This is a genomic window from Micromonospora sp. NPDC051925, assembly GCF_044548625.1.
Lineage (GTDB): Bacteria > Actinomycetota > Actinomycetes > Mycobacteriales > Micromonosporaceae > Micromonospora.
Window position 1 is genome coordinate 611,261 of record NZ_JBIUCH010000001.1, and the last position, 26,472, is coordinate 637,732.

The 26,472-nt window shown below is 72.8% G+C and carries 23 protein-coding genes and 2 pseudogenes; 3 read left to right on the forward strand and 22 right to left on the reverse strand.

The window, feature by feature from the left end; translation table 11 throughout:
- Positions 1-46 precede the first annotated feature (46 nt).
- Both ACIG87_RS02840 and ACIG87_RS02845 read right to left on the reverse strand, forming a co-directional pair.
- Positions 47-1,192: a fatty acid desaturase family protein gene (locus ACIG87_RS02840; protein WP_396847521.1), complete on the reverse strand. Its 1,146-nt coding sequence runs from the start codon at positions 1,190-1,192 to the stop codon at positions 47-49.
- A gap of 14 nt (positions 1,193-1,206) precedes the next feature.
- Positions 1,207-2,298, reverse strand: a complete 1,092-nt coding sequence (locus ACIG87_RS02845; protein WP_396847523.1) for a ferredoxin reductase — start codon at positions 2,296-2,298, stop codon at positions 1,207-1,209.
- An 83-nt stretch (positions 2,299-2,381) separates the two neighbouring features.
- Here ACIG87_RS02845 and ACIG87_RS02850 point away from each other — a divergent pair, with 83 nt between their 5' ends.
- The gene (locus tag ACIG87_RS02850) at positions 2,382-3,623 is read left to right on the forward strand and encodes a PucR family transcriptional regulator (protein WP_396847525.1); all 1,242 of its coding nucleotides are present in this window, start codon (positions 2,382-2,384) and stop codon (positions 3,621-3,623) included.
- An 89-nt stretch (positions 3,624-3,712) separates the two neighbouring features.
- On the opposite strand, the pseudogene ACIG87_RS02855 reads toward ACIG87_RS02850, so the two are convergent.
- The 6 genes and pseudogenes from ACIG87_RS02855 to ACIG87_RS02880 form a co-directional block, all read right to left on the reverse strand.
- Positions 3,713-4,513, reverse strand: a pseudogene (locus tag ACIG87_RS02855) (sulfite exporter TauE/SafE family protein); the annotation flags it as partial.
- The gene (locus ACIG87_RS02860; RefSeq protein ID WP_396847527.1) at positions 4,510-5,109 is read right to left on the reverse strand and encodes a rhodanese-like domain-containing protein; all 600 of its coding nucleotides are present in this window, start codon (positions 5,107-5,109) and stop codon (positions 4,510-4,512) included. The pseudogene ACIG87_RS02855 and the gene ACIG87_RS02860, both read right to left, overlap by 4 nt.
- Positions 5,110-5,308: 199 nt before the next feature.
- Entirely contained in the window at positions 5,309-6,709 is a 1,401-nt protein-coding gene (locus tag ACIG87_RS02865; protein WP_396847529.1) for a rhodanese-like domain-containing protein, read from the reverse strand.
- Positions 6,710-6,835: 126 nt separating this feature from the next.
- The gene (locus ACIG87_RS02870; protein ID WP_357767769.1) at positions 6,836-7,105 is read right to left on the reverse strand and encodes a metal-sensitive transcriptional regulator; all 270 of its coding nucleotides are present in this window, start codon (positions 7,103-7,105) and stop codon (positions 6,836-6,838) included.
- A gap of 123 nt (positions 7,106-7,228) precedes the next feature.
- Complete coding sequence (locus ACIG87_RS02875) at positions 7,229-7,498, reverse strand: GlsB/YeaQ/YmgE family stress response membrane protein (protein ID WP_396847531.1); 270 nt, start codon at positions 7,496-7,498, stop codon at positions 7,229-7,231.
- 150 nt (positions 7,499-7,648) lie between these two features.
- Complete coding sequence (locus ACIG87_RS02880) at positions 7,649-8,404, reverse strand: dienelactone hydrolase family protein (protein WP_396847533.1); 756 nt, start codon at positions 8,402-8,404, stop codon at positions 7,649-7,651.
- Positions 8,405-8,660: 256 nt separating this feature from the next.
- Here ACIG87_RS02880 and ACIG87_RS02885 point away from each other — a divergent pair, with 256 nt between their 5' ends.
- Positions 8,661-9,320 carry an HNH endonuclease family protein gene (locus ACIG87_RS02885; protein WP_396847535.1) on the forward strand — a complete coding sequence of 220 codons (660 nt, stop codon included), beginning with the start codon at positions 8,661-8,663 and terminating at the stop codon, positions 9,318-9,320.
- Between the two features lie 123 nt (positions 9,321-9,443).
- Here the strand turns inward: ACIG87_RS02885 and ACIG87_RS02890 are convergent.
- The 7 genes and pseudogenes from ACIG87_RS02890 to ACIG87_RS02920 form a co-directional block, all read right to left on the reverse strand.
- Positions 9,444-10,337 (reverse strand): annotated as a pseudogene (locus ACIG87_RS02890) (amidohydrolase family protein); the annotation flags it as partial.
- Positions 10,337-11,296, reverse strand: a complete 960-nt coding sequence (locus ACIG87_RS02895) for an MBL fold metallo-hydrolase (protein ID WP_396847537.1) — start codon at positions 11,294-11,296, stop codon at positions 10,337-10,339. The pseudogene ACIG87_RS02890 and the gene ACIG87_RS02895, both read right to left, overlap by 1 nt.
- On the reverse strand, positions 11,293-12,126 hold the full coding sequence (locus ACIG87_RS02900) for an ABC transporter ATP-binding protein (RefSeq protein WP_396847539.1): 834 nt from the start codon (positions 12,124-12,126) through the stop codon (positions 11,293-11,295). The genes ACIG87_RS02895 and ACIG87_RS02900 overlap by 4 nt, the downstream gene beginning before the upstream one ends.
- Entirely contained in the window at positions 12,123-12,935 is an 813-nt protein-coding gene (locus tag ACIG87_RS02905; RefSeq protein ID WP_396847540.1) for an ABC transporter permease, read from the reverse strand. The genes ACIG87_RS02900 and ACIG87_RS02905 overlap by 4 nt, the downstream gene beginning before the upstream one ends.
- Complete coding sequence (locus ACIG87_RS02910) at positions 12,932-13,750, reverse strand: ABC transporter permease (protein ID WP_396847542.1); 819 nt, start codon at positions 13,748-13,750, stop codon at positions 12,932-12,934. Before ACIG87_RS02910 ends, ACIG87_RS02905 begins: the two co-directional genes overlap by 4 nt.
- The gene (locus tag ACIG87_RS02915; RefSeq protein WP_396847544.1) at positions 13,747-14,754 is read right to left on the reverse strand and encodes an ABC transporter substrate-binding protein; all 1,008 of its coding nucleotides are present in this window, start codon (positions 14,752-14,754) and stop codon (positions 13,747-13,749) included. The genes ACIG87_RS02910 and ACIG87_RS02915 overlap by 4 nt, the downstream gene beginning before the upstream one ends.
- A gap of 47 nt (positions 14,755-14,801) precedes the next feature.
- Entirely contained in the window at positions 14,802-15,548 is a 747-nt protein-coding gene (locus ACIG87_RS02920; RefSeq protein ID WP_396847546.1) for a class II aldolase/adducin family protein, read from the reverse strand.
- A 363-nt stretch (positions 15,549-15,911) separates the two neighbouring features.
- Here ACIG87_RS02920 and ACIG87_RS02925 point away from each other — a divergent pair, with 363 nt between their 5' ends.
- Positions 15,912-16,661 (forward strand): Clp protease N-terminal domain-containing protein, encoded by a 750-nt coding sequence (locus tag ACIG87_RS02925; RefSeq protein WP_396847548.1) that lies wholly within the window; start codon positions 15,912-15,914, stop codon positions 16,659-16,661.
- Positions 16,662-16,888: 227 nt separating this feature from the next.
- On the opposite strand, the gene ACIG87_RS02930 is transcribed toward ACIG87_RS02925, so the two are convergent.
- From ACIG87_RS02930 to ACIG87_RS02960, 7 genes are all read right to left on the reverse strand, one after another.
- Positions 16,889-18,460: an MFS transporter gene (locus tag ACIG87_RS02930; RefSeq protein WP_396847611.1), complete on the reverse strand. Its 1,572-nt coding sequence runs from the start codon at positions 18,458-18,460 to the stop codon at positions 16,889-16,891.
- 12 nt (positions 18,461-18,472) lie between these two features.
- Positions 18,473-19,306 carry a thioesterase II family protein gene (locus tag ACIG87_RS02935; RefSeq protein ID WP_396847549.1) on the reverse strand — a complete coding sequence of 278 codons (834 nt, stop codon included), beginning with the start codon at positions 19,304-19,306 and terminating at the stop codon, positions 18,473-18,475.
- Positions 19,307-19,320: 14 nt separating this feature from the next.
- The gene (locus tag ACIG87_RS02940) at positions 19,321-20,418 is read right to left on the reverse strand and encodes a class II histone deacetylase (RefSeq protein ID WP_396847551.1); all 1,098 of its coding nucleotides are present in this window, start codon (positions 20,416-20,418) and stop codon (positions 19,321-19,323) included.
- A gap of 101 nt (positions 20,419-20,519) precedes the next feature.
- Complete coding sequence (locus ACIG87_RS02945) at positions 20,520-20,825, reverse strand: hypothetical protein (protein WP_396847552.1); 306 nt, start codon at positions 20,823-20,825, stop codon at positions 20,520-20,522.
- Between the two features lie 90 nt (positions 20,826-20,915).
- Positions 20,916-24,926 (reverse strand): aminotransferase class I/II-fold pyridoxal phosphate-dependent enzyme, encoded by a 4,011-nt coding sequence (locus ACIG87_RS02950; protein ID WP_396847554.1) that lies wholly within the window; start codon positions 24,924-24,926, stop codon positions 20,916-20,918.
- Positions 24,923-26,044, reverse strand: a complete 1,122-nt coding sequence (locus tag ACIG87_RS02955; RefSeq protein WP_396847555.1) for a DNA alkylation repair protein — start codon at positions 26,042-26,044, stop codon at positions 24,923-24,925. The genes ACIG87_RS02950 and ACIG87_RS02955 overlap by 4 nt, the downstream gene beginning before the upstream one ends.
- Positions 26,041-26,472, reverse strand: a 432-nt coding sequence (locus ACIG87_RS02960) for a hypothetical protein (protein WP_396847557.1), incomplete at its 5' end; no start/stop codon positions are given. The genes ACIG87_RS02955 and ACIG87_RS02960, both read right to left, overlap by 4 nt.

Consider the following 26,472-nt stretch of genomic DNA (forward strand, 5'->3'; position numbering starts at 1 on the left):
CGGCGACGCCGCCCACCCGGGCCGGGTGGGCGGCGTCGGTGGCGGGTCAGACCCCGGAGGTGGCCAGGGCGCGGGCCGGGCGCTCGTCGGTGGTCGGCCGGGCGGCCTCCCGGTTGGGCAGGGAGAGCCGGATGACCTTCCACCAGGCGGAGGCGACCTGCTTGGGCAGCGGGCCGGTGGTGTACTTCAGCCCGTACCGGTCGAACAACGCCCGCACCTGCGGGGCGATCTCCTGGTAACGCTTGCTGGGCAGGTCGGGGAAGAGGTGGTGCTCGATCTGGAAGGACAGGTTGCCGGTCATGATGTGCAGCAGCCGGCTGCCGCTGATGTTGGCCGAGCCGAGCATCTGCCGCAGGTACCACTCGCCCCGGGTCTCCCCCTCGATCGACGTCTTCGCGAACGTCTCCACCCCGTTCGGGAAGTGCCCGCACATGATGACCGAGTGGCTCCACAGGTTGCGGATCAGGTTCGCGGTGAAGGTGGCGGCCAGGGTGCTGAGGAAGGACGGGCCGGACAGCAGCGGGTGGATGACGTAGTCCTTGAGCACCTGACGGCGGATCTTGCGACCGACCGCGCGCAGCCGGGCCCGGAACTCGGGGGCCTTGTGCCGTCCCTTGCGCAGGTTGCGACCCAGCTCCAGGTCGTACGCGGCGATGCCGTACTCGAAGAAGCACGCGTTGATCAGGTTCCACAGCGGCTGGCCGAGGTGCAGCGGGTACCACTTCTGGTCCTCGTCGACCCGCATGATGCCGTAGCCGAGGTCGTTGTCCTTGCCGAGCACGTTGGTGTACGTGTGGTGCAGCTGGTTGTGCGAGTGCTTCCACTGTTCGGCCGGCGAGACGTGGTCCCACTCCCAGGTGGTGGAGTGGATCTTCGGGTCGCGCATGAAGTCGTACTGGCCGTGCAGGATGTTGTGGCCGATCTCCATGTTCTCCAGGATCTTGGCCACCGCCAGGCCGGCGGTGCCGACCACCCAGGCCGGCGGGAAGAGCGAGAAGAGCAGCACCGCACGGCTGCTCATCTCCAGCGTCCGCTGGGTCTTGATCACCTTGCGGATGTAGGTCGCGTCGCTCTCACCACGCTCGGCGAGCACCCGGTCCCGGATGGCGTCGAGCTCCTTGCCGAGGATCTCGATGTCCTCGGCGCTCAGGTGGGCGATCGGGTTGTCGGGCTTCTTCTGGATGACGGTCACGTCCGGCCTCCCGGTCAGAGATCGATGTCGCAGGTACCGGCCGCCGCCGACACGCAGGTCTGGATGAGCACGCCGTCACCGGGGACGGCGGTGGTGAGTGTGCCGTCGCGCAGGTCCCGCACCGCACCCTGGCGCAGCGGCAGGACGCAGCCGTAGCAGATGCCCATCCGACAGCCGGACGGCATCAGCGCCCCGGCGGCTTCCCCGGCGTCGAGGATCGGGGTGGCACCGTCGGCGGCGACGGTCAGGCCGGCGCGGGTGAAGGTGACCGTGCCGCCCTCCCCGGGCGTGACGACGGTCGGCCGGAACCGCTCGGTGTGCAGCCGGTCGGCGACGCCGGCCGCCGCCCAGTGCTCCTGCACCGCGTCGAGCATGCCGACCGGGCCACAGGCCCAGGTCTGCCGCTGCAGGTGGTCGGGCACCAGCGCGGCCAGTTCGTCGACCCCGAGCAGGCCGTGCGCGTCGGTGTGCCGCTCGACCAGCCGGATTCCGCCCTGCGCGGCCAGGGCACGCAGCTCCGCGCCGAAGACGACGTCGTCCGGGGTCGGCGCGGAGTGCACCAGCACCACGTCGGCCCGGGTGTGCGCGCCGGCCCGCAGCATCCCCATCACCGGGGTGATGCCGCTGCCGGCGGTGAGGAACAGCATGCGGGCCGGGGCCGGGTCGGGCAGGACGAAATCGCCCTGCGCCTGGTCGAGCTGGACGACGGTGCCGACCCGGGTGCGGCGGACCAGGTGGTTGCTGACCTTGCCGTCCGGGATGGCCTTGACGGTCACGCTGATCCGGCTGTCGGGGCGGTCGGGGGCGGAGGTCACCGAGTAGGCCCGCCACTGCCGTACCCCGTCGACGTCGACGCCGAGGCGGACGTACTGGCCGGGGGTGTGGCCGCGCCAGGCGCGACCCGGCTGGATGGTCAGGGTGGCCGCGTCCCGGGTCTCCGGGTCGACGGCGACGATCCGCCCGCGCAGGGCGGCACCGGCGCGCAGCGGCGCGACCAGGTCGAGGTAGTCCTCCGGCAGCAGCGGGGTGGTGACCGTCTCGGCCAGCCGCAGGAGCCGGTCCCGGACGGATGTCTTCACCGGGGGACGCGGGACGGTGGTGGTCATGACCCCAGAATGCTCGCTCTGTCGCATAACATCTTGACCAAGGAAGGTGAATCGGAGGCGGTTTCTTGTTCGAGGGGAACAACATGCCGGAATCGGGGGCGGCCGGGCAGCTGGGCGGCCGGCTGGAACTCGACGCGCAGGTGGCCGAGCGGTTACGCGGCCGGCTGCCGATGGTCGCCGAACACACCGTCACCACCATCACCGCCGAGGTGCCCGCCTACTCCGGCACCCTCACCGGCCAGATGCGCGAGAAGATCGAGAACGCGGTACGGATCGCGCTGGGCACCTTCCTCCAGCTCATCGAGCGGGCCGGGGCGGCCGACCCGAGCACTCCGCTGAGCCGGGCCCTGGAGGCCGCGTACGCGCTGGGCGCCGGGGAGGCCCGGGTGGGGCGGAGCATGGACGCGCTGCTGGCCGCGTACCGGGTGGGGGCGCGGGTGGCCTGGCGGGAGGTCTCCGCCACCACCGTACGCAGCGGGCTCTCCGCCGAGACCGTCGCCGAGTTCGCCGAGCTGATGTTCGCCTACATCGACGAACTCTCCGCCGCCAGCGTCGCCGGCCACTCCGATGAGCTGGCCAACGTCGGCCGGGTGCGGCGACGCGACCTGGACCGGCTCACCCAGCAACTGCTCGCCGGTGATCCGGAGGAGGTGCTGCGACGCAGCGCCGCGCGGGCCGAGTGGCCCCCGCCGCAGACCCTGACCGTGGCGGTGCTGCCCCGTAGCAGCCTGCGTGGGGTGCTCGCCGCCCTGCACCCGCACACCCTGGAGAGCGGCGAGGAACTGCCCGGGGCGCAGTGGGCCGAGGAGGCGGCGCTGCTGCTCGTACCGGACATGCACGGCGGGCGACGCCGGCAGCTCGCCGCGGCGCTGCACGGCCACCGCGCGGTGCTCGGGCCGGCCCGCCCCTGGGTCGCGGTGAACCGGTCGTACCAGCGGGTGTTGAAGGCGCTCGCCCTCGGCGTGGAGCGACCGGCGGACGGGGCCGCCCTGGACACCGAGCGGCATCTCGCCCGGCTGGTGCTGCACACCGACCCGGAGGCGCTGGCCGACCTGCGCGCCCAGGTGCTCGCACCGCTGGACACGCTCTCCCCGGCGACCGCCCAGCGGTTGGCCGAGACGATGCGTTCCTGGCTGCTGCACCAGGGCCGCCGCGACGACGTCGCCGCCGATCTCTTCGTGCACCCGCAGACGGTCCGCTACCGGATGGGTCGGCTGCGCGAGCTGTACGGCGACCGCCTCCACGAGCCCGACCTGGTGCTCGACCTGACCGTGGCGCTGGCCTTCCCGCCCCCCGCCGGGGACGACGAACCCACCGACCGCTGACCCGACGGCACCGAGGCCAGCCCCGGGCCGACACCGACCGGCGCCCCCGGGTTTTGTCGGGCACAGGCCATCGCGGCGAGCACCGCACCGACCGCGACACCGCCCAGCCCGGTCCAGAGCGCCGGGTCGGTCCGGACGCCACCCGGCAGCTGCTGGATCAGGACGAAGCCGCCCATCACCACCACGAACCAGCCGAACGACCGGCGCAGGACGTCGGCCGGCACCCGGCCGGCGAGCCGCCCGCCCAGCAGGCTGCCCAGCACGGCGGCGGCGGTGACGACGCCCGCGAGCCCCCAGTGGATGTCGACCGTCCAGAGGTAACCGGCGAGGCCGGCGAGCGACTTCATCGCGATGACCACCAGCGAGGTGCCGACCGCGACCGGCATCGGCAGGCCGCCCAGCAGCGCCAGCGCGGGCACGACGAGGAACCCGCCGCCGGCCCCGACCAGGCCGGTGACCAGACCGACCACCACCCCGTCGAGCAGCACCCGGGCCACCGGCAGCCCGGCCGGCCCGTCGGCGGCGACAGGCCGGCCCCGGATCATGGCGACGGCGGTGGCCAGCATCATCATCGCGAAGCCGGTGAGCAGGACGGTCGGCGGCAGGTGACCGGCCAGCCGTCCACCGACGTACGCGCCGGCCATGCCGGCGAGACCGAAGACCAGCCCGGTACGCCAGCGGACCCGGTGGGCCCGCGCGTGCGGCAGCACACCGACGAGGCTGGTGACGCCGACCACGAGCAGCGAGGTGGCGATGGCCTCCCGCACCGGCAGGTCGGCGACGTAGACCAGCAGCGGGACGGCCAGGATCGAGCCACCGCCGCCGAGCAGCCCGAGACTGACCCCGATCAGCACGGCCAGCCCGACGGTCAGCAACAGGGTAGCGCTCACCCCTGCCGTCCGGTGTCTCCGCGCAGTTGGGCGACGACGGTGTCCAGGTCACCGCCGGCACGCCGGTTGTACGGCAGTCGGCCGAGCAGCATGCCCAGCGCGCAGGTGTTGGTGGCGGCGGCGACGGTGAGCCCGGCGCCGATGAGCGCGGCGACCCACTTCAGCCCCGGCACCAGCACCGAGCCGAGGATGCTGACCAGCACGACCGACCCGGCGACCAGGCGTACCTGCCGGTCCAGGTCCCAGCGCGGGACGCCCCTTTCGACCGGTGCTGCCGCCTCCTGCCAGGCCAGCATGCCGCCGTCGAGGACCCGCAGGTGGGGCAGGCCGGCTCCGGCGAGGGCCTGCCCGGCCTGGCCGGCCCGGGTGCCGGAGCGGCAGATCAGCACCACCTCCTCGTCGAGGTGCCGCCGCAGCTCGTCGCGGTGTTCGCGGAGCAGGTCGAGCGGGACGTTGTAGGCGCCGGCGATGTGCGCGGTCTCGAACTCGGCCGGGGTGCGTACGTCCAGCAGCCGGGGTGCCCGGCCGGCGTCGACCAGGGCGCGCAGGGCGGCGGCGTCGACGGTGGCCATGCGGGTGGGATCGGTACGGTCCATGTCTCCTCGTTTCGGGGTCCGCCGGTGTGGTGTGGTCCGTCCGCGTCCTGTGGAGCTGACGACGCTGACGCATCACCCGTCCGGGAAAGCGGCGGTGGGCAGGCGGCACCGGCCCGCGTCAGGGCATCGCGGGCTGGGCCGGGAACCGGTCAGGCGGGGGAACCGGTCAGATACGGGAACCGGCCAGGCAGGGCAACGGTCAGGCAGGGGTGGCGAGGGTGAGGCCGGCCTGCGCGGCCCGGTCGAACCGGTCGTCGATGACGACCACCGTCCGGCCGGCGTTGGCCAGCAACGACGCGGCGGCGCTGGCCCGGTAGCCGGAGCCACAGTGCACCCAGATCGCCCCGTCCGGGACGTCGGCGAGCCGCCCGGGCAGGTCGGGCAGGGGGATGTGCACGGCGTCCTCGAGGTGGCCGGCACGCCACTCGTTGGTCATCCGCACGTCGAGGACGATCTGCGGGGCGGGCAGCCCGGGAGGCGGGTTCCCGGTGCGGGCGGCGGCCAGCGCCGCGAAGTCGGCGGTGGGCTGCTCACGTAGCTGGCCGGGGTCGGTGGCCCACCCGTCGGGTTCACCGGTGGCCTGGGCGGCGGGCCGGTCGATGCCGATCCGGGCCAGTTCCCGCTGGGCCTCGGCGACCTGTTCCGGGGTTTCGGCGAGCAGGGTGAGCGGAGTCCCCCAGTCGATCAGCCAGCCGAGCCAGGTGGACATCGGTCCGTCGAGGCCGAGGCTGACCGTGCCGGCCAGGTGGGCGGCGGCGTACGCCTTGCGGTGGCGCAGGTCGACCACCCACTGGCCGGCGGCGATCCGCTCGCGCAGCTGCCCGGCGTCGGCGCGGGTCACCGGGGTCAGGTCGACCGGCAGCGGTCCGGCCGTGTTGGCCGCCCCCATGTGCGCGTAGTACGCCGGGTAGGCGTCCAGGCCGGCCAGGATGTCGGTGACGAAGTCGTCCGCGGCGAGCCGGAGCACCGGGTTGGCCTGCCGTTCCCGGCCGATGGTGGAGTCGGGGGCGTCGGCCTGGGTCGCGGAGCAGAAGCTGCCGAAGCCGTGGGTGGGCCAGACCTGCGCGCCGTCGGGGAGCAGGTCGGCCAGCCGCCGGGCGGAGGCGTGCTGCCGGTGGGCCAGGTCGTGCGCGTGCCGCTGGCCGAGCAGGTCGGTGCGGCCGGTGGTGCCGAAGAGCAGCGAGCCACCGGTGAAGACGCCGACCGGCTGCCAGCCGTGGTCGGTCGCGGTGTCGAGGACGTACGACAGGTGGTGGAAGGTGTGGCCGGGGGTGCCGACCACACGCAGCCGCAGGGTGGCAGACACGGGCACCTCGTCGCCGTCGGCGACCGGGGTCCGGGCGAAACCGACCTGGTCGGCGGCGGCCACCAGGTACCGGGCCCCGGTCAGCCGGGCGAGTTCGAGGCCACCGGAGACATAGTCGTTGTGCAGGTGCGTCTCCACCACGTGGGTGATCCGGACACCCTGCTGGCCGGCCAGGAGCAGGACGCGGTCGACGTCGCGCTGCGGGTCGACCACGATCGCCACCCGGCCGTCGGAGGCCAGGTAGCTGCGGTCACCGAGCGAGGACGTGGTGAGCACCGAAATCTCGACTGTCATCACAACAACTCCTTTTCCGCGCATACCCCCGGGGGTATGCAGGTGGCAGACGGATGCACCCGGGCTCGGGTGTGGCTTACCCACCCGGGCCGCCCTCAGGCGACGCGGACGGGATCCAGTTCCGGGTCAGGCGAGCGCCAGGAAGAGCTTCTCCAGCTCCGCCTCGGTCATCTCGGGGGTCTCACCGCGCTCGCGGGCCGCGTCGCAGTGCCGCATCCCGGAGGCAATGATCTTGAAGCCGGCCCGGTCGATGGCCTTCGAGACCGCCGCGAGCTGGGTCAGCGCCTCCCGGCAGTCCTCACCGTTCTCCATCATCTCGATCACGGCGTTGAGCTGCCCCCGGGCTCGCTTGAGCCGGGTCAGCGCGTCGCCGGTCATCTCCGGTCGCAGCTTCACGTGCACCTCCCGCACCGAACATACCCCCCGGGGTACCCGGCCCGCCACCCGTCCCACCCGGAGCCCGAGAACGGCCGCGGCCGGCCCGCCCCGGGGAGGGGACGGGCCGGCCGAGGGTTCACCTCAGTGTCGGCGGCGGCCGTACGTGCCAGCGACGAGAGCGACACCGATGGCGGCGAAGACCACCTGGATGAGCAACTCAATCCAGTCGATGCCGGCGGTGTCGTCGACACCGAGCGCCCCGGCCACCAGGGTGCCGAGGATCGCGGCCACCACACCGATGGCCAGGGTGAGCCAGATCGAGATGTTCTGCTTGCCCGGCACCACGAGCCGGCCCAGGGCACCGATGATCAGGCCGATGATGATGGCGGTGAAAAAGCCCTGTACTTCCATGTGTGTCGTCCCTCCACGAGTCGCTGTCGACCTGGCTGCTGCCCCCGGCGACCGGGTGGCGAAACCGCCGGGCACCGCCTGGGGCCATTTGTCACGCGACTGTCATGAAGCCGTGCGCCGACCGTCATCCGGCCGCCGCGCCGACGCCGTTCACCGACCGAAGGTCCGGTCCAGCAGGTCGGACAGGGCGGCCCAGTGACGCTCGGTGGCCTGCTCGTCGTACATGGGGGTGTCGGCCATCGTGAAGCCGTGGGGGGCGCCGGCGTACACCTCGGAGCGGTAGGTGACCCCGGCGGTGTCGAGCGCCTGCTCCAGCGTCGCGATCTGCTCGGCGGTCATCGACCCGTCCTGGTCGGCGTGGGCGAAGTACAGCTCACCGGTGACCGCGCCGACGCCCAGGTGCGGGCTGTCCGCCGCGTCGGTGACGACCCGGCCGGCGTGGAAGCTGGCCAGCGCCGCGATCCGGTCCGGGTGCGCCTCGATCGCGCGCAGCGCGGTGGTGCCACCCATGCAGTACCCGATGACCGCCACCGGTCCGGGCCGCACGTCGTCGCGGGCAGCCAGGAAGTCCAGGTACGCCCCGGTGTCCCGGGCCACCACCTGCGGGGTGAGCGCACCGATCAGCGGCATGATCCGCCCGAACAACTCGCCGCGCCGCTGCGGGTCGGCCAGCTCGCGGAGGTCGAACAGCGGTGCCCGGCCGGCCCGGTGGAACAGGTTCGGCACCAGCACGAGGTGGCCGCGCGCGGCGATCCGCTCGGCCATCTCCACGAGCCGGGGGCGCAGACCGAAGGCGTCCATGAAGAACAGCACCGCCGGGAACGGCCCGTCGCCGGCCGGCCGGACCAGGTACGCGTCCGCCGCGCCGTCGCTGGTCGGAACCTCCACAGTCGTCGTGTCCGCCATGGTCTCTCCTCACCCGGGTGTCGGCGCACCCACGGCGGGAACGCTACCCCGCAGCGCACCGGCCGGCGGAGCGCGGCGGACCGTCTGCGAGTGCGGGGCGGCAGGCCGGCCCGGGGCGAATCGGGCCGGAGCTGTCACGGATCGGGGGTCCGGCTGGTCGCACGGTCCACCGTTCACGGAATCCAACCTGGACCAACACTTTTACGTACGTCTATACATGTGCCAGGGAGAACTCACCTCACCTGGACGGAGCACCATGAACCGACCCCTGCGCGCCGCCGCGACCATCCTCACCGCGGTCCTCGCCACCACCGGCGGCCTCGCCCACCCCGCCGAGGCCGCCGGCTACTCCGCCCCGCTGACCAGCGCGGTCGCCAACCTCGCCGTCGCCAGCGAGATCCGCACCGGCTACAGCCGCGACCTCTTCCCGCACTGGATCGACGCCGACGGCGACGGCTGCGACACCCGCAACGAGGTGCTGCTCGCCGAGGCGGTCAGCGCGCCCACCGTCACCGGCACCTGCACTCTCAGCGGGGGACGCTGGTACTCCTACTACGACAACGCCTACTGGACGCTCACCGGCGACCTCGACATCGACCACATGGTGCCGCTCGCCGAGGCGTGGGACTCCGGCGCACGCAGCTGGACCACCAGCCGCCGCCAGGCGTACGCCAACGACCTCGGCGACAGCCGGCCGCTGGTCGCCGTCACCGACAACGTCAACCAGGCCAAGAGCGACCAGGACCCGGCGACCTGGCTGCCGCCGTACACCTCCGCCCGGTGCCGGTACGTCAACGAGTGGGTCGCCACCAAGACCCGCTGGCGGCTCACCGTCGACAGCGCCGAGAAGAGCGCCCTGACCAGCCTGGCCAGCGGCTGCCCGAACGCCACCATCTCGGTCACCTACGCGTACTGACGAGGTCCACGCCGGCCCGGCCCCGTACCCGCCGGGGCGGGCCGGTGGTGGTGACGGGGTCGGACGGCCCAGCAGCCGCAGCGTGTTGGCCCCGGCGACCAGTCGGGTCTCCGCCTCGTCCAGCCCGGCCGCCGCCAGCGCCGTCCCGACCCGTTCGCGGGTCGTGTTGCGGAGCCCGATCGGCCAGTCCCCACCGACCAGCACGTGGTCGGCGCCGAGCAGATCCACGGCGAACCTGATCGCGGCCGGCGCGAACCCCATGGTGTCCAGGTAGACGTGCGCCCGGGGAGCGCCCGGGGTCCGGACGGTCAGCAGCGCCCCCTCGTCGTGGGCGGCGGCCAGGGCCAGGCCGGCCAGCCCCAGCATCGGGAAGACGACGTGCAGCTCGGGCAGTTCGGTGAGGACGCCGTCGTGCAGCAGCGACAGCAGCGCCGCCGCGTTGACCGTGCCGCGCGCCAGCGAGGTACCGAACCTGCCCAGGCCGGCGAAGGCCGTCGTCAACAGCTCCGGGCTAACCGGGTGGGCGAAGACCGGCACCCCCAGCTCGGCCGCCGCCGTCAGGGTGGGTCGGGCTGCTGCCGCGCCGAGCAGGTGTCCGTCCGTGGCGCAGTCGACGACCAGCCCGGACAGCCCCAGCTCCCGGATCGCCCGGACCGCCTCCTCGGCCGCCGCGTCGCCGCCGAACGCGTCGATGGTGGCCAGCCCGCTGAGCCGGTCCGGCGCCGTCGCCACCGTCTCGGCGAGACGGTCGTTGAGCCGCCGCAGATCCGCCGGGCGGGTACGTTCGCCGTGCGGCGTCACCAACGCCGGTGGCGCGCTCAGCACCCGCAGGTCGACGCCGTACCGATCGGACTCGGCGAGCAGGTCGTCCAGGTCGGCGATCCGGCGGGCCAGCACCCGCCACTGCCCGGCCAGCTCCACGGCGCTGTTGCGGGGCGGCAGCGCCGGGTAGTCCGCAGCGGCGTGGTGGGTGTGGAAGTCGGCGACGTACAACGGCCCGGCACCCTCCGCGCCCATCAGACCTCGATGAAGGTGTAGGTGAAGCCGCGCTCGGCCCGGTGCACGTGGCCGGCGGCCGGGAACGGGAAGTGCGCCGGCACCAGCAGGTCACCGGAGTCCGCGGCCCGCTCCAGCAGCCGACGGCGCTGGTCGGCCGAGTCGCCCGGCACGACGCAGTACCGGATGCTCCACTCCGGACGCTCCAGCTGGACGCCGTGGTGCAGCATGTCCCCGGCGAACAGGGCCCGCTGCCCGGCCGACTCGACGACCAGGTAGACGTTGCCGGGGGTGTGGCCGAACGCCGGGACGAGGTGGATCTCCGGGGTGAGCACCTGATCGGCCGGGATCAGATCGAGCACCCCGGCGTCGCGCAGCGGCAGGATGCTGTCCGCGAGGTAGTCCCCGGTCCGCTCCAGCGCCGCCGCGCCCTCGGGGCCGGTCCACCACTCGAACTCCTCCCGGACCACCAGGTACCGGGCGTTGGGGAAGGTCGGCACCCAGCCCCCGGCCCCGTCCGCGCTGGTGGCGAAGCCCACGTGGTCGACGTGCAGGTGGGTGAAGACCACCGTGTCGACGTCGGCGAGGGAGACCCCGGCCCGGGCGAACTGTTCCAGGAACGGCCGGTCCGCGCGGTCGAACACGCCGCCCCGGCGCGGCTTGCCGTTGCCGCCACCGGCGTCGACCAGGATGAGCCGGTCCGCGGTCCGGAGCAGGTGGGCCTCCTGGTTGAGCCGCAGCCGCCCCTGGTGGGTGAACGGCTCCCGGGTGTAGAAGGCCCCCTCGGTCCACGACTCGGACTCCAACTGGGGGAAGAAGTCCGTCGGCACGGGGAAGTAGTCGACCTCCCGGATCGGGAAGACCTCGACCTCGCCGACGTGGAACGACCACAGCGGGCCCGTTCCCCCGCCGGTGTCGACCCACCGGGGGTCCGTCGACGCGTCGGTGTGCCCATGCCGGTCTGCTGCTGGTGTGCTCACGGTGCCACGTTCTCCAGTCGGTCGGATGGTTGCTTGTCGGGATGCTGCGGCACGCCACGGACCTGGGTGTGGACCTGGGCCCGCAGTTCGGCGAACCGGGGCAGCGAACGGGTGCCGAGCTGGTCGCGCGCGGCCGGCAGGTCGATCGGGATGTCCGCCCGCAGGCCCGCCGGGGACGCGCCGAGGACGACGACCCGCTGGCTGAGGTAGACCGCCTCGTCGATGTCGTGGGTGACGAACAGGACGGTCATCCCGTACCGCTGCCACAGCCCGGCCAGGAGGTCCTCCAGCTCACCCCGGGTCTGGGCGTCGACGGCCGAGAAGGGCTCGTCCATGAGCAGCAGTCGGGGCCGGTAGGCGATCGCTCGGGCGATCGCGACCCGCTGCTGCATGCCGCCGGAGAGCTGCCACGGGTACGCGTCGGCGGCCCCGGCAAGCCCCACCGCGTCGAGGGCCTCCGCGACGAGGGCCCGGCGCTCGACCCGGGTGAAGCCCCGGTGCCGCAGCGGCAGTTCGACGTTCTGTCGGACGGTCTTCCAGGCGAACAGGCTGCGGCCGTACTCCTGGAAGACCACGGCGAGGTCGGCCGGCGGCGCGGTGACCCGCTGCCCGCCCAGGTGGACGGCGCCGACCGAGGCGGGCAGCAGCCCGGCAACGATCTTCAGCAGGGTGGTCTTGCCGCAACCGGACGGCCCGACGACCGCGACGAACTCGCCGTCGCGGATCGACAGGGTGATCCCGGTCAGCGCGTCGACGGTGCGTTCCCGGGAGCGGTACGACCGGCCCAGGTCGACGATGCTCAGCAGGGTGTCGCCGGTTGGTGTGGTCATGATGATCCCTCTCGTCCGGTGGCGCCGCGATGCCAGCGCAGGGCCCGGCGTTCGACCAGTTCCAGGAGCTTCGCCAGGCCGAATCCGAGCGCGCCGATCAGCAGCACGCCGCTCCACATCTCGGGGATCGCGAAGCTGCGCTGGAACCGGATCACGGTGAAGCCCAGCCCGTCGGTGCTCATCAGCATCTCGCTGACCACCATCACGATGATCGAGACACCGAGCGCCTGGCGGGCGCCGGCGAAGACCTGCGGCAGGGCCGCGTGCAGGAGCAGCCGGTGCCGGGTCCACCTCGGCAGGCCGAACACGGCGGCGGTCTCCCGCCCGACGTCGTCCACGGCCCGGACCCCGTCGGCGGTGTTGAGCAGGACGGGCCAGAGCGCGCCCAGCCCGATGACGATCAGTTTGGTGCCGTCGCCGATGCCGACCGCGACCAGCAGCACCGGAATCAGCACCGGCGACGGCAGCACCCGGAAGTACGCCAGCAGCGGGCCGGTCAGGTCGCGCACGACCGACCACCGCCCGATCACGTACCCGGCGGCGACGCCGAGCAGCAGCGCCGCGCCGTAGCCGACGGCGAGCCGCCACAGGCTCGGTACGACGTCCCGGAGGAACACCTCGGAGAGCCACACCTCGCGGAACGCCGCGACGATGACACGCAGCGGCGGCAGGAAGATGTTCGTGCTGTTCGCGCTGGCCACCCACCACAGCACCAGCAGGACGACGGGCAGGCCGAGCGCGCGACCCACCGCGGACGCGCCCCGGCCGAGATCGGCCCGGACCGCCCGCCGTCGACCCTCGGCGCTCACCGGGCCAGCTCCCGTCGGGTGGCCACGTGCCAGTGCAGCAGCCGCCGCTCGGCCAGCCGGGCGAGCAGGTCGAGCAGGACCCCGATGCCGCCGGTGAGCAGCACCAGCGCGAACATGCCGGTCGACTCGCCGGACTCCTGGCTGCTCCAGATCAGCTCACCGAGGCCGGCGGCGCCCATCACCAGCCCGCCGGTCAGCGCCAGCGCCAGCGCCACCGACACGATCAGCCGTAGCGCCGTGCCGAGGTACGGCAGCACCGTCGGCCAGGTGACGTGGACGATCCGCCGCAGCCGGCCCAGCCGGAAGCTGCGGGCCGTGTCCACGGCCACCTGGTCGACCTCGCGCAGGCCGTACAGCACCTGGAACAGCACCACCCAGAAGCAGGAGACGGCGACCAGCAGCACGGTGATCTGCCCGACGTCCAGCACCAGGATCAAAACCGGGATCAGCACGATCGACGGCACCGGTCGCAGGAAGTCCAGGGTGGACGAGGTCACCCTGAGCAGCACCGGCACCGAGCCGACCGCGAACCCGACCAGGATCCCCGCGACCACCGCGATCAGCAGGCCCTCGACGGCGGCCAGCAGGGTACGGCCGGTCGCCGTCCAGAACCTCGCCCCGGTGAGCAGACCGACGGCCTCCGGGACGACGGCGGTCAACGGCGGCACGTGCAGCGGCGAGAAGAACGTTCGACTCACCAGTTCGTACGTCACCGCCGTCGCCGCCAGCCCCACCGCGCCCAGCAGCTGTCGGTGGCTCCACCTGCCGCCGTCGCGCCGGTCGGCCGGCGGATCGCCGTGGCCGGGGGTGGTCATGGCAGGATCAGCTCGTCGAGGTTCGGCGCGTCGGTGATCAGGCCGTCGCGTTGCGCGTACCCGACCAGCTTCTCGGCCGCCTGGCGGCTGACCTGGTCCCGCCATCCGGTGATGGTGATCCGGTTGGCGACCTCGGGGGTGATCTGGGTGAACGTCGGGATCTTCGCCCGGACCTCGTCCTCGTGCTCGCGGGCGTAGGCGTACGCCTCCCGGACCGCGTCCCGGAACGCCGTGGTGACCTTCGGCTCCTGCCGGGCGTACGCGCCGGAGGCGTACCAGGCCGACACCGTGAGGTCCTCGGCCAGGTCGGTGAAGCCCCAGCCGATCGGGACCGCGCCCTGGGCCTTGGCCGCCGACAGGAACGGTTCGACCACCCACGCGCCGTCGACGCGCCCCTCGCTGAGGGCGGCCGGCGCCTGCGGGAACGGGATCTCGACGAGCTTCACCTTCGTCGGGTCGCCGCCGTCGGCCCGGATCGACTCGCGGGCCGCCGCGGCGGCGATGTTGGTGAGGATGTTGACCGCGACGGTCTTGCCTTCGAGCTGCTTCGGGCTGGTGATCCCGGACTTGCCGGCCACCACGAGGGCGCCGTAGTCGGCACCCGCCTTGCCGGTCGACGCGGAGGCCGGCAGCACCGCCTTGACGTCCAGCCCCTTGGACCGGGCCACGATCAGCGTGGTGAGGTCGCCGGTGGCGAAGGTGACCTTGCCGGCGAGCACGGACGGCACGGACGTCAGGTCGGAGGTCTCGGTGTCCACCTCGACGCGCAGACCGTGCTTGGCGAAGATGCCCTTGTCCTGGGCGAGGTAGATCGGGGCGAGGTGGGCCAGCGGGGCCGAGGCCAACGTGACGGTCGTCAGGCCGTCGGCGTCGGCACCGGCGGCCGCGTCCTCCTCGCCGCAGGCGACGAGCGGGGTGACGAGCAGCGCGGCCGTCAGCAGGCCGGCCAGGCCGCGTCCGGAGCGGCGACGGGAGCGCAGGGATGTGAAGGAGGTCGGTGACACGGTCGTTCTCACTTTCGGCAGGGGGGTTCAGACAGCGGCTGTTCGGGTCAGAAGCGCAGGCGTAGGTCCAGGTCGCGGACGTGGTCGGGGAAGGGCGTCGGCCCGCCCAGGGCGAGCGCGCCGAGGCTCGACACGGCCGCCTCCTCGATCGCCACGACCAGGCTCGCGGCGTGGGTGGCCGAGTCGCCGGCGACGAGCAGGCCGTGGTTGCCGAGCAGCACCCCGTACGTCCGTGGGTGGGCCCGGTAGGTCTCGGCGATGGCGCGGACGGCCTCGGCCGTGCCGCGCGGTGCCCACGGCGCGACCGGCAGGTCGACGGCCTGACCGTGGACCAGCAGCGCCTCGTACCGGGCGGGCAGGCTGACCGAGGCCAGCGCGTAGCTCGTGGCGTACGGGGAGTGGGTGTGGATGACCGCGTTGACGTCCGGTCGGGTCCGGTAGACGCCGACGTGCATCTTGAGGATCGCGGCCACCGACGGGCTCGGCGTGCCGTAGCGGACCTCGCCGTCGAGGTCGACGACGACGACCTCGTCGTTGACGGTACGCAGGCCCGACTGCCCGACCCGGAGGTCGTCGGCCGGCCACGGGCGCAGCAGTTCACCGGCGTTGATCGCGAGGAGATCGTCGTGGCCGGGCAGCCGGACGCTGATGTTGCCGTGTCCGCTGGCGGACATCGCCGAGGCAGCGAAGATCCGGTTGATGCCGGTCGTCAGGCCGGCTCTGGCGGCGGCCAACTCGTCGGCGGCGAACGTCGAGCGTCCGGTCGGGATGGCGGGAGGGTGGGATTCGGTCATGGCGGGGCGACACCCTGTCGTCTAGGCGGTCGTGCGGACTCACACGGGGAAAGGAGGAGTTCGTGCTCGCGATCGTCGGATCGCGGGCACGCGGACCCCACGCGTTGGCACGGGAGGAGTGAGCGGGGCCGGGGTCGACGGCGACGTCGTGGCTCGGTGGTCCGGCCGGGATGGCCGGCCGGGTCAGCGGCTACAACAGAGCGCGCTGCCGGTGCGGCCGTAGTCGACCGCCCGGCAGGCGGTCAGCAGCGTCGACATAACCCCAGTATGCCCCTAGGATTTGTAGGCAATCAAGATGCAGCCACCCGTGATCTACGCCCCACCCACGTCACCGCCGCCGACCCCTCGTGACAGGATCAGCACGTGCCGAAGATCAACGTCTATCTGCCGGACGCCCTCGCCGACCGGGTACGGGAGGCACGACTACCGGTCTCGCGGATCTGTCAGGTCGCGCTGACCCAGGCGCTGGACGGCAACGACAACGCCGCGCACGACGCACCCGCCGAGCTCGCGCTCCCGGAACAGGTGGCGCTGACACCACCGCCCAACCACCACGTCGCGGCGATCCTGCGCCAGTCCTACGACGTCGCCGCGGCCCGGGGCTCCGCCGCCGTCGAGACCACCGACGTCCTGCAGGCGTTCCTCGACGAGGGGGAGAGCCTGGTGCTGAACACCGTCGAGCTGCTGGGCTTCCCGGTCGCCTCGATCCAGGCCGCCGTCACCGCCGAGGTCGACGCCCGGACCACCGCCGCCGGGCAGGGCCCGCCGGGCTCCTCGGCCGGCGGGGACGCCCCCACGATGGCCACCGGGACCCACGCGGCCCTGGCCGTCGCCGCCGCCCAGGCCCGCGCCCACGGATCGACCGTCACCGCCGGCAGCCACCTGCTGCTCGGGCTGCTGGAGGATCCGGGTGCCGCAGGTCAGGTGCTGCGGCAGGTGGGCGTCACCGAGGCCGTCACCCCGGCCGTCCTGTCCGCGCTCTTCCACGGTTTCACCTTCGGCCGGATGAACCTGGGCCGGGACGCGGACAGCGCCGCGCTGCGTTCGATGATGCTCACCCTCATCGAACGCATCGACCAGCTCCAGCAGCAGCTCCCCGCCGCCGGCCGGTAACGGCCGGTCGCACCGACGGCGCGGGACCGGCCGCGCGGGCCACCGACGCCCGTCGACCAGCCGGGCGGCGCGCAGTTGCTGCATGCGCGCGGCATGCGCCGGAACGCACGGGTCCCCGGACCGCGTGCACGCGGTCCGGGGACCCGGGGTTCAGGGCACCGTGGGGGGCCGGTCGGTGGACGCCCGGTCCACCGGCACGGCCCCGGCGGCAGCGGAGCGAGCGCCGGTCAGGACGCCGTCCGCGCCGGCACGGCGTCGGCGTCGCGCACCGGGGCGTCGTCCGCCTCGGCCGGCCGGTTGCGGATCATGGTCAGGACCGCCACGGCGAGCAGGACGGTGATCACGGTGCTGATCGCGCCGATCACGTTCAGCCCGTCGGTGAACGCCTCCCGGGCGCTGGTCAGCAGCGTCGCGCCGACGTCCCCGGGCAGCCGCTCGGCGGCGACGACGGCGGTGGCCAGCGTGTCGCCCGCACCGGCGCCGTCGGGAACGGTCACCTGGTTGCGGTAGACGATGGCGCCGACGCTGCCCAGGATGGCGACGCCGAGCGCCATGCCCAGCTCGGTGCTGGTCTCCGAGACGGCCGAGGCAGAGCCGGCCTGCTCCGGGGGTGCCGACCCGACGACGATGTCGGTGCCGAGGGCGATCAGCGGTCCACCCCCGGCGTAGACGAGAAGGAAGCCGACCACCAGTTGGGTGAGCCCGCCCTCGCTGCCGACCAGGGCCAGGGTCAGGTGCCCGACCGCCGAGACGGCCAGGCCGACGGCCACCACGTGCGCCGGGGCGAAGCGCGCGGCCAGCACCGGCGAGAGCATCGAGGTGACGATCAGCGCGATCGCCGCCGGCAGCAGCCAGAGCCCGGCCCGCAGCGGGGAGAGCCCCACCACGAGCTGGAGGTACTGCGTGACGAAGAGGTACGTCCCACCGGCGATCAGCATGCTGAACAGCATGGCCACCAGGGCGGTGGTCAGCGCGCGGTTACGGAACAGCCGCAGGTCGATCAGCGGACTGGTCAGGCCCCGCTGCCGGCGTACGAAGAACACGCCGACCGCCAGGCCGGCGACGATGGCGAGCACCGGCAGCAGGCCCGGGTCGTCCTTGGCCAGTTCCTTGAGGCCGTAGATGACGGGCAGGATGGTGGCCAGGGACAGCGCCACACTGGTCAGGTCGAGCCGGCCGGCGTCGGCGTCCCGGTACTCGGGCAGCAGCCGCGGGCCGGCCACCAGCAGCACCGCCATGATCGGCACGTTCAGCAGGAAGACCGAGCCCCACCAGAAGTACTCCAGCAACGCGCCGCCGACCACCGGTCCGAGCGCGATGCCGACGGAGAACATGGTGACCCAGACGGCGATCGCGACCCCCCGCTGCTTCGCGTCCTGGAACATGTTGCTGATCAGCGCGAGGGTGGAGGGCATCAGGGTCGCGCCGGCGATGCCGAGCGCGGCCCGCGCGGCGATCAGCATGGCCGGGCTGTCGGCGTACGCGGCGATCACCGAGGCGACGCCGAACGCGGCGGCACCGATCAGCAGCAGCCGACGCCGGCCGATGCGGTCACCGAGCGTGCCCATGGTCACCAGCAGGCCGGCGATCATGAAGCCGTAGATGTCGATGATCCACAACATCTGTGGCGCGCTGGGCAGCAGGGTCTCGCTGATGTGCGGCACCGCGAGGTGCAGGACGCTCATGTCGATGGAGAGCAGCAGCGTCGGCAGTGCCAGCACTGCCAGGCCGAGCCATTCCCGGGGGCTCGCCCGGTGCTGCGGTTCGCTCGTGGTGCCCAAGGTGGGTCCTCTCTGGATTGTGCGGAGTTGTCAGCGCGACAGCGTCGCACCAGGGTGGGACATTTCTCGATGTTCCACGACATGCGGGAAACAGAGCTGCAAAAGGTACTTCGCGATGATTGCCGCGTTGTCCGGCTCGTACAGGTAGAAGTGGCCACCGGTGAACATCCGGCGGGTGAAGGTCCCCGTCGTCTCCAGCGACCACAGGTGCAGCCGGTCGGCGACGACCACCGGGTCGTCCACCGCACCCAGCGACAGGATCGGCACCGCGACGCCGGTCGCCGGCCGGCGATAGGTCTCCATGGCTTCGAGATCGGCGCGGATCGCCGCCAACGCCGGTCGCACCAGGTCCCCCCGGTGCAGCAGCTCGGGGCCGATGCCGCCGATCTCCACCAGGTGCTCCAGCAGCTCCGCCTCGGTCCGGTGGTGGGCGAACGGCGGCTCGCTGGGAAAACACGGCGGTTGCCGGGCCGACACGGCGAGCAGCCGGGGTGGCAGGCCCATCCGCTCCATCGCCCGGGTCAGCTCGTAGCCCAGCACACTGCCGAAGCTGTGCCCGACGATCGCGTACGGCAGCGGCGGCAGCTCCGCGACGGCGCGGCCGAGGCCGTCGACGAGCGGCTCGACCCGCCGCAGCGGCGGCTCGCCGGCCCGCAGTCCCCGGCCCGGCAGTTGGGCGACGAGCAGCTCGACCCCCACGGGCAGGACCGGACGCCAGGACCGGAACGCCGAGGGCCAGCCACCGGCGTGCGGCAACGCGATCAGTCGGGCCCACGGCCCGCTGCGGACCGGGCCGGCGGGGCGGGATCCACCGTCGACCGGGTGCCGGACGCCGGCGCCCACCCTCATCAACCAGCCGTCCATCGACTCCGCCCTCCTCATGCCAGCATCGGGTGGTGGGCCTCGAGGTGTTCGACCACGCGGCTCTGCTGCGGTCGCAGCCGCTGCCCGGGAAGGTGCTCCAGCGAGTGCAGGAAGGGATCGGGCGGCTCCGGCAGGCCGGCGATCGCCGACGCGATGGCCAGCACCAGCGTCGGCTGGTACCAGGCCGAGTAGCCGCCCTCGTGGACGAAGACGATCCGCCCGCCGGTGAGTTCGTCGGCCAGCGCGCACATCCGGCTGGTCATCGCGTGGAACGTCCGACTGGTGCACATCATCCGGCCCATCGGGTCGTGGCCGCTCGCGTCGACGCCCGCCGCGACCAGGATCAGCTCCGGGCCGAAGGACCGGGCCGCCGGCTCGACCAGCCGGGACAGCGCCGCCAGGTACGCCTCGTGCCCCGAGCCGGCCGGCAGCGGCACGTTGAGCGTGCGGCCCGCACCGGCACCCGTGCCCGTCTCGGTGACCAGCCCCGACGCGGGTGGGAACAGCCCCTCCTGGTGGATCGAGACGTAGAGCACGTCCGGGTCCTCGTAGAAGGTCCGCTGGATGCCGTTGCCGTGGTGCACGTCCCAGTCGAGCACCAGCACCCGGCGCACACCGTGCCGCTGTGCCGCCCGCGCGGCGATCGCCACGTTGTTGTAGAGGCACAGCGCCATCGCCCGGTCCGGCTCGGCGTGGTGCCCGGGTGGCCGGACCAGGCAGTACGCCCGGTCGAAGCGCCCGTCGAGCACGGCGTCGGTGGCCTGCACGCAGGCTCCCGCCGCCACCCGGGCGGCCTGGGCGCTGTGGTGGTTGACGTACGCGTACACCCCGGCGTCGCCCGCGCCGAGCGCGGAGGCCGCCTCGACCCGGTCGATGTGCTCCGGCACGTGCACCAGCAGCAGTTCGTCGTCGGTGGCCGGCTCCGGGGTGACCTGGGTGTAGTGGTCCAACACCCCGGCCAGCCGGACCAGCCCCTCGGCCCGGCGCAGATCCGGATCGACGGCGTGCTGGCGCAGGGGTTCGATGCCCGGACCGACCGGCAGGTAGCCCGAGCCCGGTCCGGGGTCGTGCCAGAAGCAGATCTCGTGGCTGTACCAGGCGAGCTTCGACATGTGCGACGTCCTCGGCGCTCGACGATCGGACAGGGGTGGGTGGCCGGATGGGTCGCGACGCCGACGGGATCCCGTCGGCGTCGCGACCCGGACGCCGCCGGTTACGCGGCGACCGTGGCCGGGGCCCGGGTCACCCCGGCCACCTCGGCGATGCACCGGTGGTAGTGCTCCCGCTCCTCGGCGGGGGTGAGCTTGGCCCGGAACGTCGAGTCCAGCCAGCCCAGCACCTGCTCGACCTCGGCCTGGGTGAGCGCCCGGTCGCCGATCTCCTTCTCGAACTCCCGGATCCGGGCCGTCGGCGTCAGCACGCCCTCGGCGTATCCGGTCTCGTCGGTGTTGTGGTTGCGGGTACAGGCGACGGCCTTCAGGACGGCACCGAAGAAGGCCCTGCTGTCGATGTCACTCACTGCGTTCTCCTCTCGACGGGGTTCCTCCGCCGGCCGCCCCGGTCGGGGCGGCCGGCAACACGGGTGGTGTCTCGGCCGGAGCGACTGCCCTCAGGCGATGAGTCCGACCTGCCGGCCGGCACGGGTGAAGACGGCGACGGCATGGTCGAGGTCGTCGGCGCAGTGGCTCAGGTTGACGATGGTGCGCAGCCGGGGCAGCGCCTTGGGCACGGTGGGATAGACGATGGGCTGGACGAAGATGCCGTCGGCCTGGCAGAGCCGGGCCATCTCCTGGGCCTGCCCGGCGCTGCCACAGATGATCGGCACCACCGGCGTCTCGCTGGCCATGGTGTCGAACCCGAGGCCGCGCAGCTTCGCCCGGTACCGGTCGGTGAGCGCCCGCAGCTCCCCGGTGAGCTGCGGGGCCGCCTCCATCACCTCCACCGCGGCCCGCGCGGCGGCCACCTGCATGGGGGTGCCGGCGGCGGAGAACATCCAGCCCCGGGCGTTGTTCTTCAGGGCGAAGACCAGGTCACTGGAGCCGGCCACGTAGCCACCGGTGCTGGGAACCGTCTTGGACAGCGTGCCCATCTTGACCGCGACCCGGGCCGGGTCGATGCCGAAGTGCTCGGTGATGCCCCGGCCGGTGGCGCCCAGCACGCCGAGGCTGTGCGCCTCGTCGACCATCAGCGGCGCGTCGTAGCGCTCGCACAGCGCCAGGATGCCGGGCAGGTCGGCGATGTCGCCGTCCATGCTGAAGACCGCGTCGGTGACGACCAGCTTCCCGGCGTCGCCCGCCCTGCGCAAGGCGCGTTCCAGATCGGTCAGGTCGTTGTGGGCGTAGGTGATGACGGTCGCCCCGGACAGCCGGTAGCCGTCGAGGATGCTCGCGTGGTTGTAGACGTCACCGATCACCACGTCACCCGGCCCGACCAACGCGCCGATGGTCGCCACGTTGGCCATGTAACCGCTGGTGTAGACGATGGCGTCCTCGGCCCCGAGGAACCGGGCGATGCCCAGCTCCAGCTCACGGTGCAGATGCAGGGTTCCGGCGAGCAGCCGCACGCCGTGGGCGCCGGTGCCGTGCCGCTCCAGGGCCCGCTGCGCCTGATGGTTGATGTAGTCGTGGCCGATCAACCCGAGATAGCTGTACGACGCGAAGTTCAGGAACCAGCGACCGTCGAACTTGATCCAGGCGCCCTTGGACTCCTCGATGACCGGCTCGTAGAAGTACCCGTCCTGGGCGATGACCACCCGGTCGTCCACCGACAGCGCATCGATGCGCCGGTCGAGGAAGGAGCCGCCCGGGTGGTCACCGAGCCGACCGGGCAGGGTGCGACGGGGCACCGATCCGCCGACCGGGGCGGCGACTCCGGGCGGCCCGGCCGGCCGGGACCGGGCCGCCGGCGCGCTCGACGCCGGTCGGTGGCCGTTCGCCGCCGGGCTCCGGGACGCCGGGTAGCGGTCGGCGTCGACATCGCGGTAGCGGTCCCAGTCCGGTACGAAGCGCGGCGTCGTCGACCCGTCCACCGGGCCCGGCCCCGCGACGGTCGGCTGCCCGGCGGCAGGAACGGGCCGCCCGGCGGCAGCCGCAGGCGGTACGGCGACAGCCGCGGGGGCGGCAGCAGCCGCAGGCGGTACGACGAAGGGCGGTACGGCGGCGGGCGGGGCCGACGCGGCGGGGCTCGACGCGGGCGCGTGGCGCGGCAAGCCGTCCAGGTACCGCACCAGCGCGCCGACGTCGGGATGGTCGAACATGGCCACCGGGTCGACGTCCAGCCCTTCGCCGGACAGCGCGGCGGAGACCTCGACCGCCATCATCGAGTCCAGCCCCAACTCCAGCAGGTTGTCCTCGGGTGACACCTCGTCGACGTGCAGGGTCCGCTTCAGGATCGCCGACAGCGCCGGCCACAGCCGGGTGTCGGCGGGGGTCACAGGGGTCATCTGGTCGTCCTCCGGTTCGTCGACTGCGGACACGACGTAGTTCGCGGGAGCCAGTTCGAGGGTGTGCCGGAGCAGCGCGATGCCATCGGCGGCGGTCAGCGCCGGAATGCCGCGTGCCGCTGCGGCGTCGGCGATCCCCTCCCCCATGCCGACGCGCCACAGGCCCCAGCCGAGGCTGTACCACGCCTCCCCATCGGCGCGGCGGCGCGCGGCGTAGCCGTCGAGGTAGGCGTTGGCGCTCGCGTACGAGCTCTGGCCGAGGTTGCCGTGGGTGGCCGAGACGGAGGAGAACAGGACGACGAACCCGGGCCGCGCGTCGGCGGGGAACGCCTCGTCGAGCGCGTGCACCCCACCGATCTTGGGGCCGAACACCTCGTCGATCCGCTCCGTCGACAGGGTGCGCGCCAACCCGTCGCGCAGCACGCCGGCGGCGTGGAAGACCCCGTCGTAGGGCTCCGCACCGCGCAACGCGTCCGGCAGGGTGCGTACGTCGGCGGTGACGACCCGCAGGTCGCAGCCGGTGGCGAGCCGGTCCAGCCGATCCCGGGCCAGTCCCTCGGCCGGTGCCGTGCGGCCGACCAGGGTGAGGTGGGCACAGCCCGCAGCGACCAGGGACTCCGCCACGTGCAGGCCGATGCCGCCGAGGCCGCCGGTGACGAGGTACCGGCCACCGGCCACCGGCCGTGCCGACCGTCCGGGTACGGCCACGTCACCGTGCGGGGCCGCCGGCCGCCCGGCCACCGGCGGGTGGGTGGGTGCGTACCAGGAGCCGTCGCGCCAGGCGAGTTCCGCCTCGCGGTGCCGCACCTCGTCGAGGGTCGGCGGTTCGGTGACGCCGCCCAGGCCGATGTCGACGAGACGTACCCGGGTCTGCGGGTGTTCGATCCGCAGGGTGCGCGCCAGGCCCCACAGCGCGGTCTGCAGGGGCTCGATCGGCTCGTCCCCGGTGACCTGCTGGGCGGCGTTGGTGACGATCGTGAGGGCCGGCATCGGCGGCTGTGCCGCGAGCCGCCGGACCAGGGTGAAGACGCCGTGCAGGAGGGCGGTGGCCTCGGCCTGGTCCGGCACGACGCGCGGTGCCACGTACACCACCTCGGCGGGCGGCGTCTCGGCGCGTGCCCGGTCGAGGTAGGCGTCGTGCAGGTCGGCCGGGGTGAGCAGGACCGGCCCGCCGTCGTACGACTCGACGCCCACCTCCCCGGACACCACCCAGGTATGGCCCACCTCGGGTGCCGGCTCCGGGGTGGGAGCGGCCGGTCGCCAGGTCACGGCGGTGACCGAACCAGCAGGCACCGGGCCACCGGGCACCGAACCGGCAGGTGCCGAACCGGCAGGCGGCGGACCGGCGAGTACCGCGCTGGACCGGGTTGACGGAGCCTCCAGGCGGGGGGCCGCCGGCCCGGTGGTCGGGCCGGCCGCCTTGAGGACGATCCGGTCCAGTTCCAGCAGCACCTCGCCCTGCTGGCTGCAGACCGTGGCCCGACCGCGCACCGCGCCGCCGGCCCCGTCCGCCGGGTCGGTCCGCTCGACCAACGCCAGCACGGTGCCGGTGACCGGACGCCGGGCGGTGATCCGCCCGACGTACCAGGGCAGGCAGGCCCCGGCAGCGCCGTCGTCGAGCATCCCGAGGCACTGGAAGACGCTGTCCAGCAGCGGCGGTGGGACGAAGTGCCGGTCGGTCAGCCCACCGGAGGCGCGGAGCACGGCCAGCATCCGGCCTGGCCCCCGGTGCACGGCGCGGATCACCTGGAACGTCGGGCCGTACGCGATGCCGCTGCCCTGCCGCCACTCGGCGACGGCGGAGAGCGGCACCTCGTCGACGCAGCCGGCGCGCAGACCCGCCACGTCCCGGTAGTCCGGGGGTGCCAGCGCGCTGCGCGTCGCACGGGCCCGGCTGTGCAGGGTCGGGGTGGACCCGTCCGGCTGCCACGAGCCGAGGGTGCACTCCCCCGCCGGGGTCAGCACGGTCTCGATCTCGACCGACGCGCCGGGCGCGACCGGCAGCGGCGCGAGGAACGCCACCTGGTCGAGACGCCAGCTACTGCCCTCGTGGGCAGCCGCGCAGGCGGTGAGCATGGCGTCGATCTGCGCCGCCGCGGGCAGGACCGGCGTGCCGCCGATCCGGTGGTCGCGCAGCACCGGGTGGTCGGCGACGAGCGGCGTACGGAGCCCGCTCACAGCCGCAGGTCGAATCTGTCCGTGGCCAGGACCTGGCCGTTGACCTGGATGTCGACGAGGTGCTCGCCGGCGTAGTAGCGCCGGGTGGAGACCTCCCGGACGGGGTGGGACTTCTCCACCGTCCGGCGCTCACCGGGGGCGAGTTCCAGCGTGGTCAGCTTGAAGACCTTCGGGATGCGTTGGCCGTTCTTACGGACGTGGTGCACCACGTAGTCCACCGTGACGGTGTGCCGGCGGCTGTCGGTGTTCTCGACGTCGAGGCGGATCATGGTCGACTCGCCGAGCGCCAGCGCACGCGGGAAGAGCCGCATCGAGGGCACCCGGATGTGCTCGCCCCCGGTGACGCCCACGATCGCCAGCGCCTCCTGGTTGCCCTTCTTGACCAGCGTGCGCAGCGCGTGCCGGACGATCCAGGTGGTCTCCGGGGTCGGGCTCTCCTGCGACCAGCGCAACGCGGTGGCCAGCGCGACGTCGGGCGAGTCCTTGGAGATGTCGTTGAGGTTGTTGGCCACCGACTTGCGGACGTACTCGGAAGGGTCGCTGCGCAGCGGTTCGAGGATGTCCAGGACGGGCTGCGGGTCCTTCACGAAGACGGTGAGCGTACGCGCCCAGGGAAGGCGTGGACGGATGCCCTCGCTCGCCATCCTCCGCACGTTGTGGCTGGGATCGCGGGCCCAGTCGACCATCCGCTTCATCGTCAGTTCGTAGTGCTGCTCGACGAAGGGGCGGATGGCGTACTCGGCGGTGTGCCGCTTGGTGATCTCGACCAGCGCGTCGAGGGACACCTCCGGGTGGTCCAGGCCGTACTCCTCGACGAACCGGGCCACCGGCATGAGGTACCAGCTGACGTTGAACATCCCCTCCCCCTCGGCGAGTTCGTCACCGAGGATGGACAGGAGGATCCCCACGCTCTCGGGGTAGTCCTCGGGGAGCCGACTGCGCAGCCCTTCGGCCAGGACGAGGACGCGGTCCTTCAGCTCCTTTCCGGGGATGCGCCGTTCCACCTCGGCGGCGTAGTCCTCGACGTCGAAATCCGGGTGGGCCTCGCGGATCTTCCCCCCGATGAGGCGGGCGGCGTCACCATTGAAGTGGCGCTTGAGTCCGTATTCGTCAGTCATGAAATCCGGTCCTTGTCGACATTGTTGTCCGAGACGGGCGAATAGAGGTGGATCTTGTGTTTGCGCGGCTCCTTTGAGGAATCCGGCCGGGCGGGGACGGCACTTGTCGCGTCGCCTGCTCCCCCATGGACCCAGAATCTCTGCCGTTCGAAGGGGTAGGTGGGGATGGTGGTGGTCCGATGACCCTTACCGTGGTGCACCCCGGCCCAGTCGATATCACCAAGACCCTGGCTGTAGAACGACGCCACCGCCGTGTGGAGTTGAGTCTGGTCGTCGTGGTCGCGTCGTAGCGTTGGTAGCCACGTCAGATCGGTATCGGTGAGGGTCGCTCGGGCCAGACCCGTCAACACCGGATGCGCACCAATCTCCCAGAACACCCGCCCCCCAGCGGTGTGCACCGCCTCAACCGCCTCGGTGAAACGCACCGG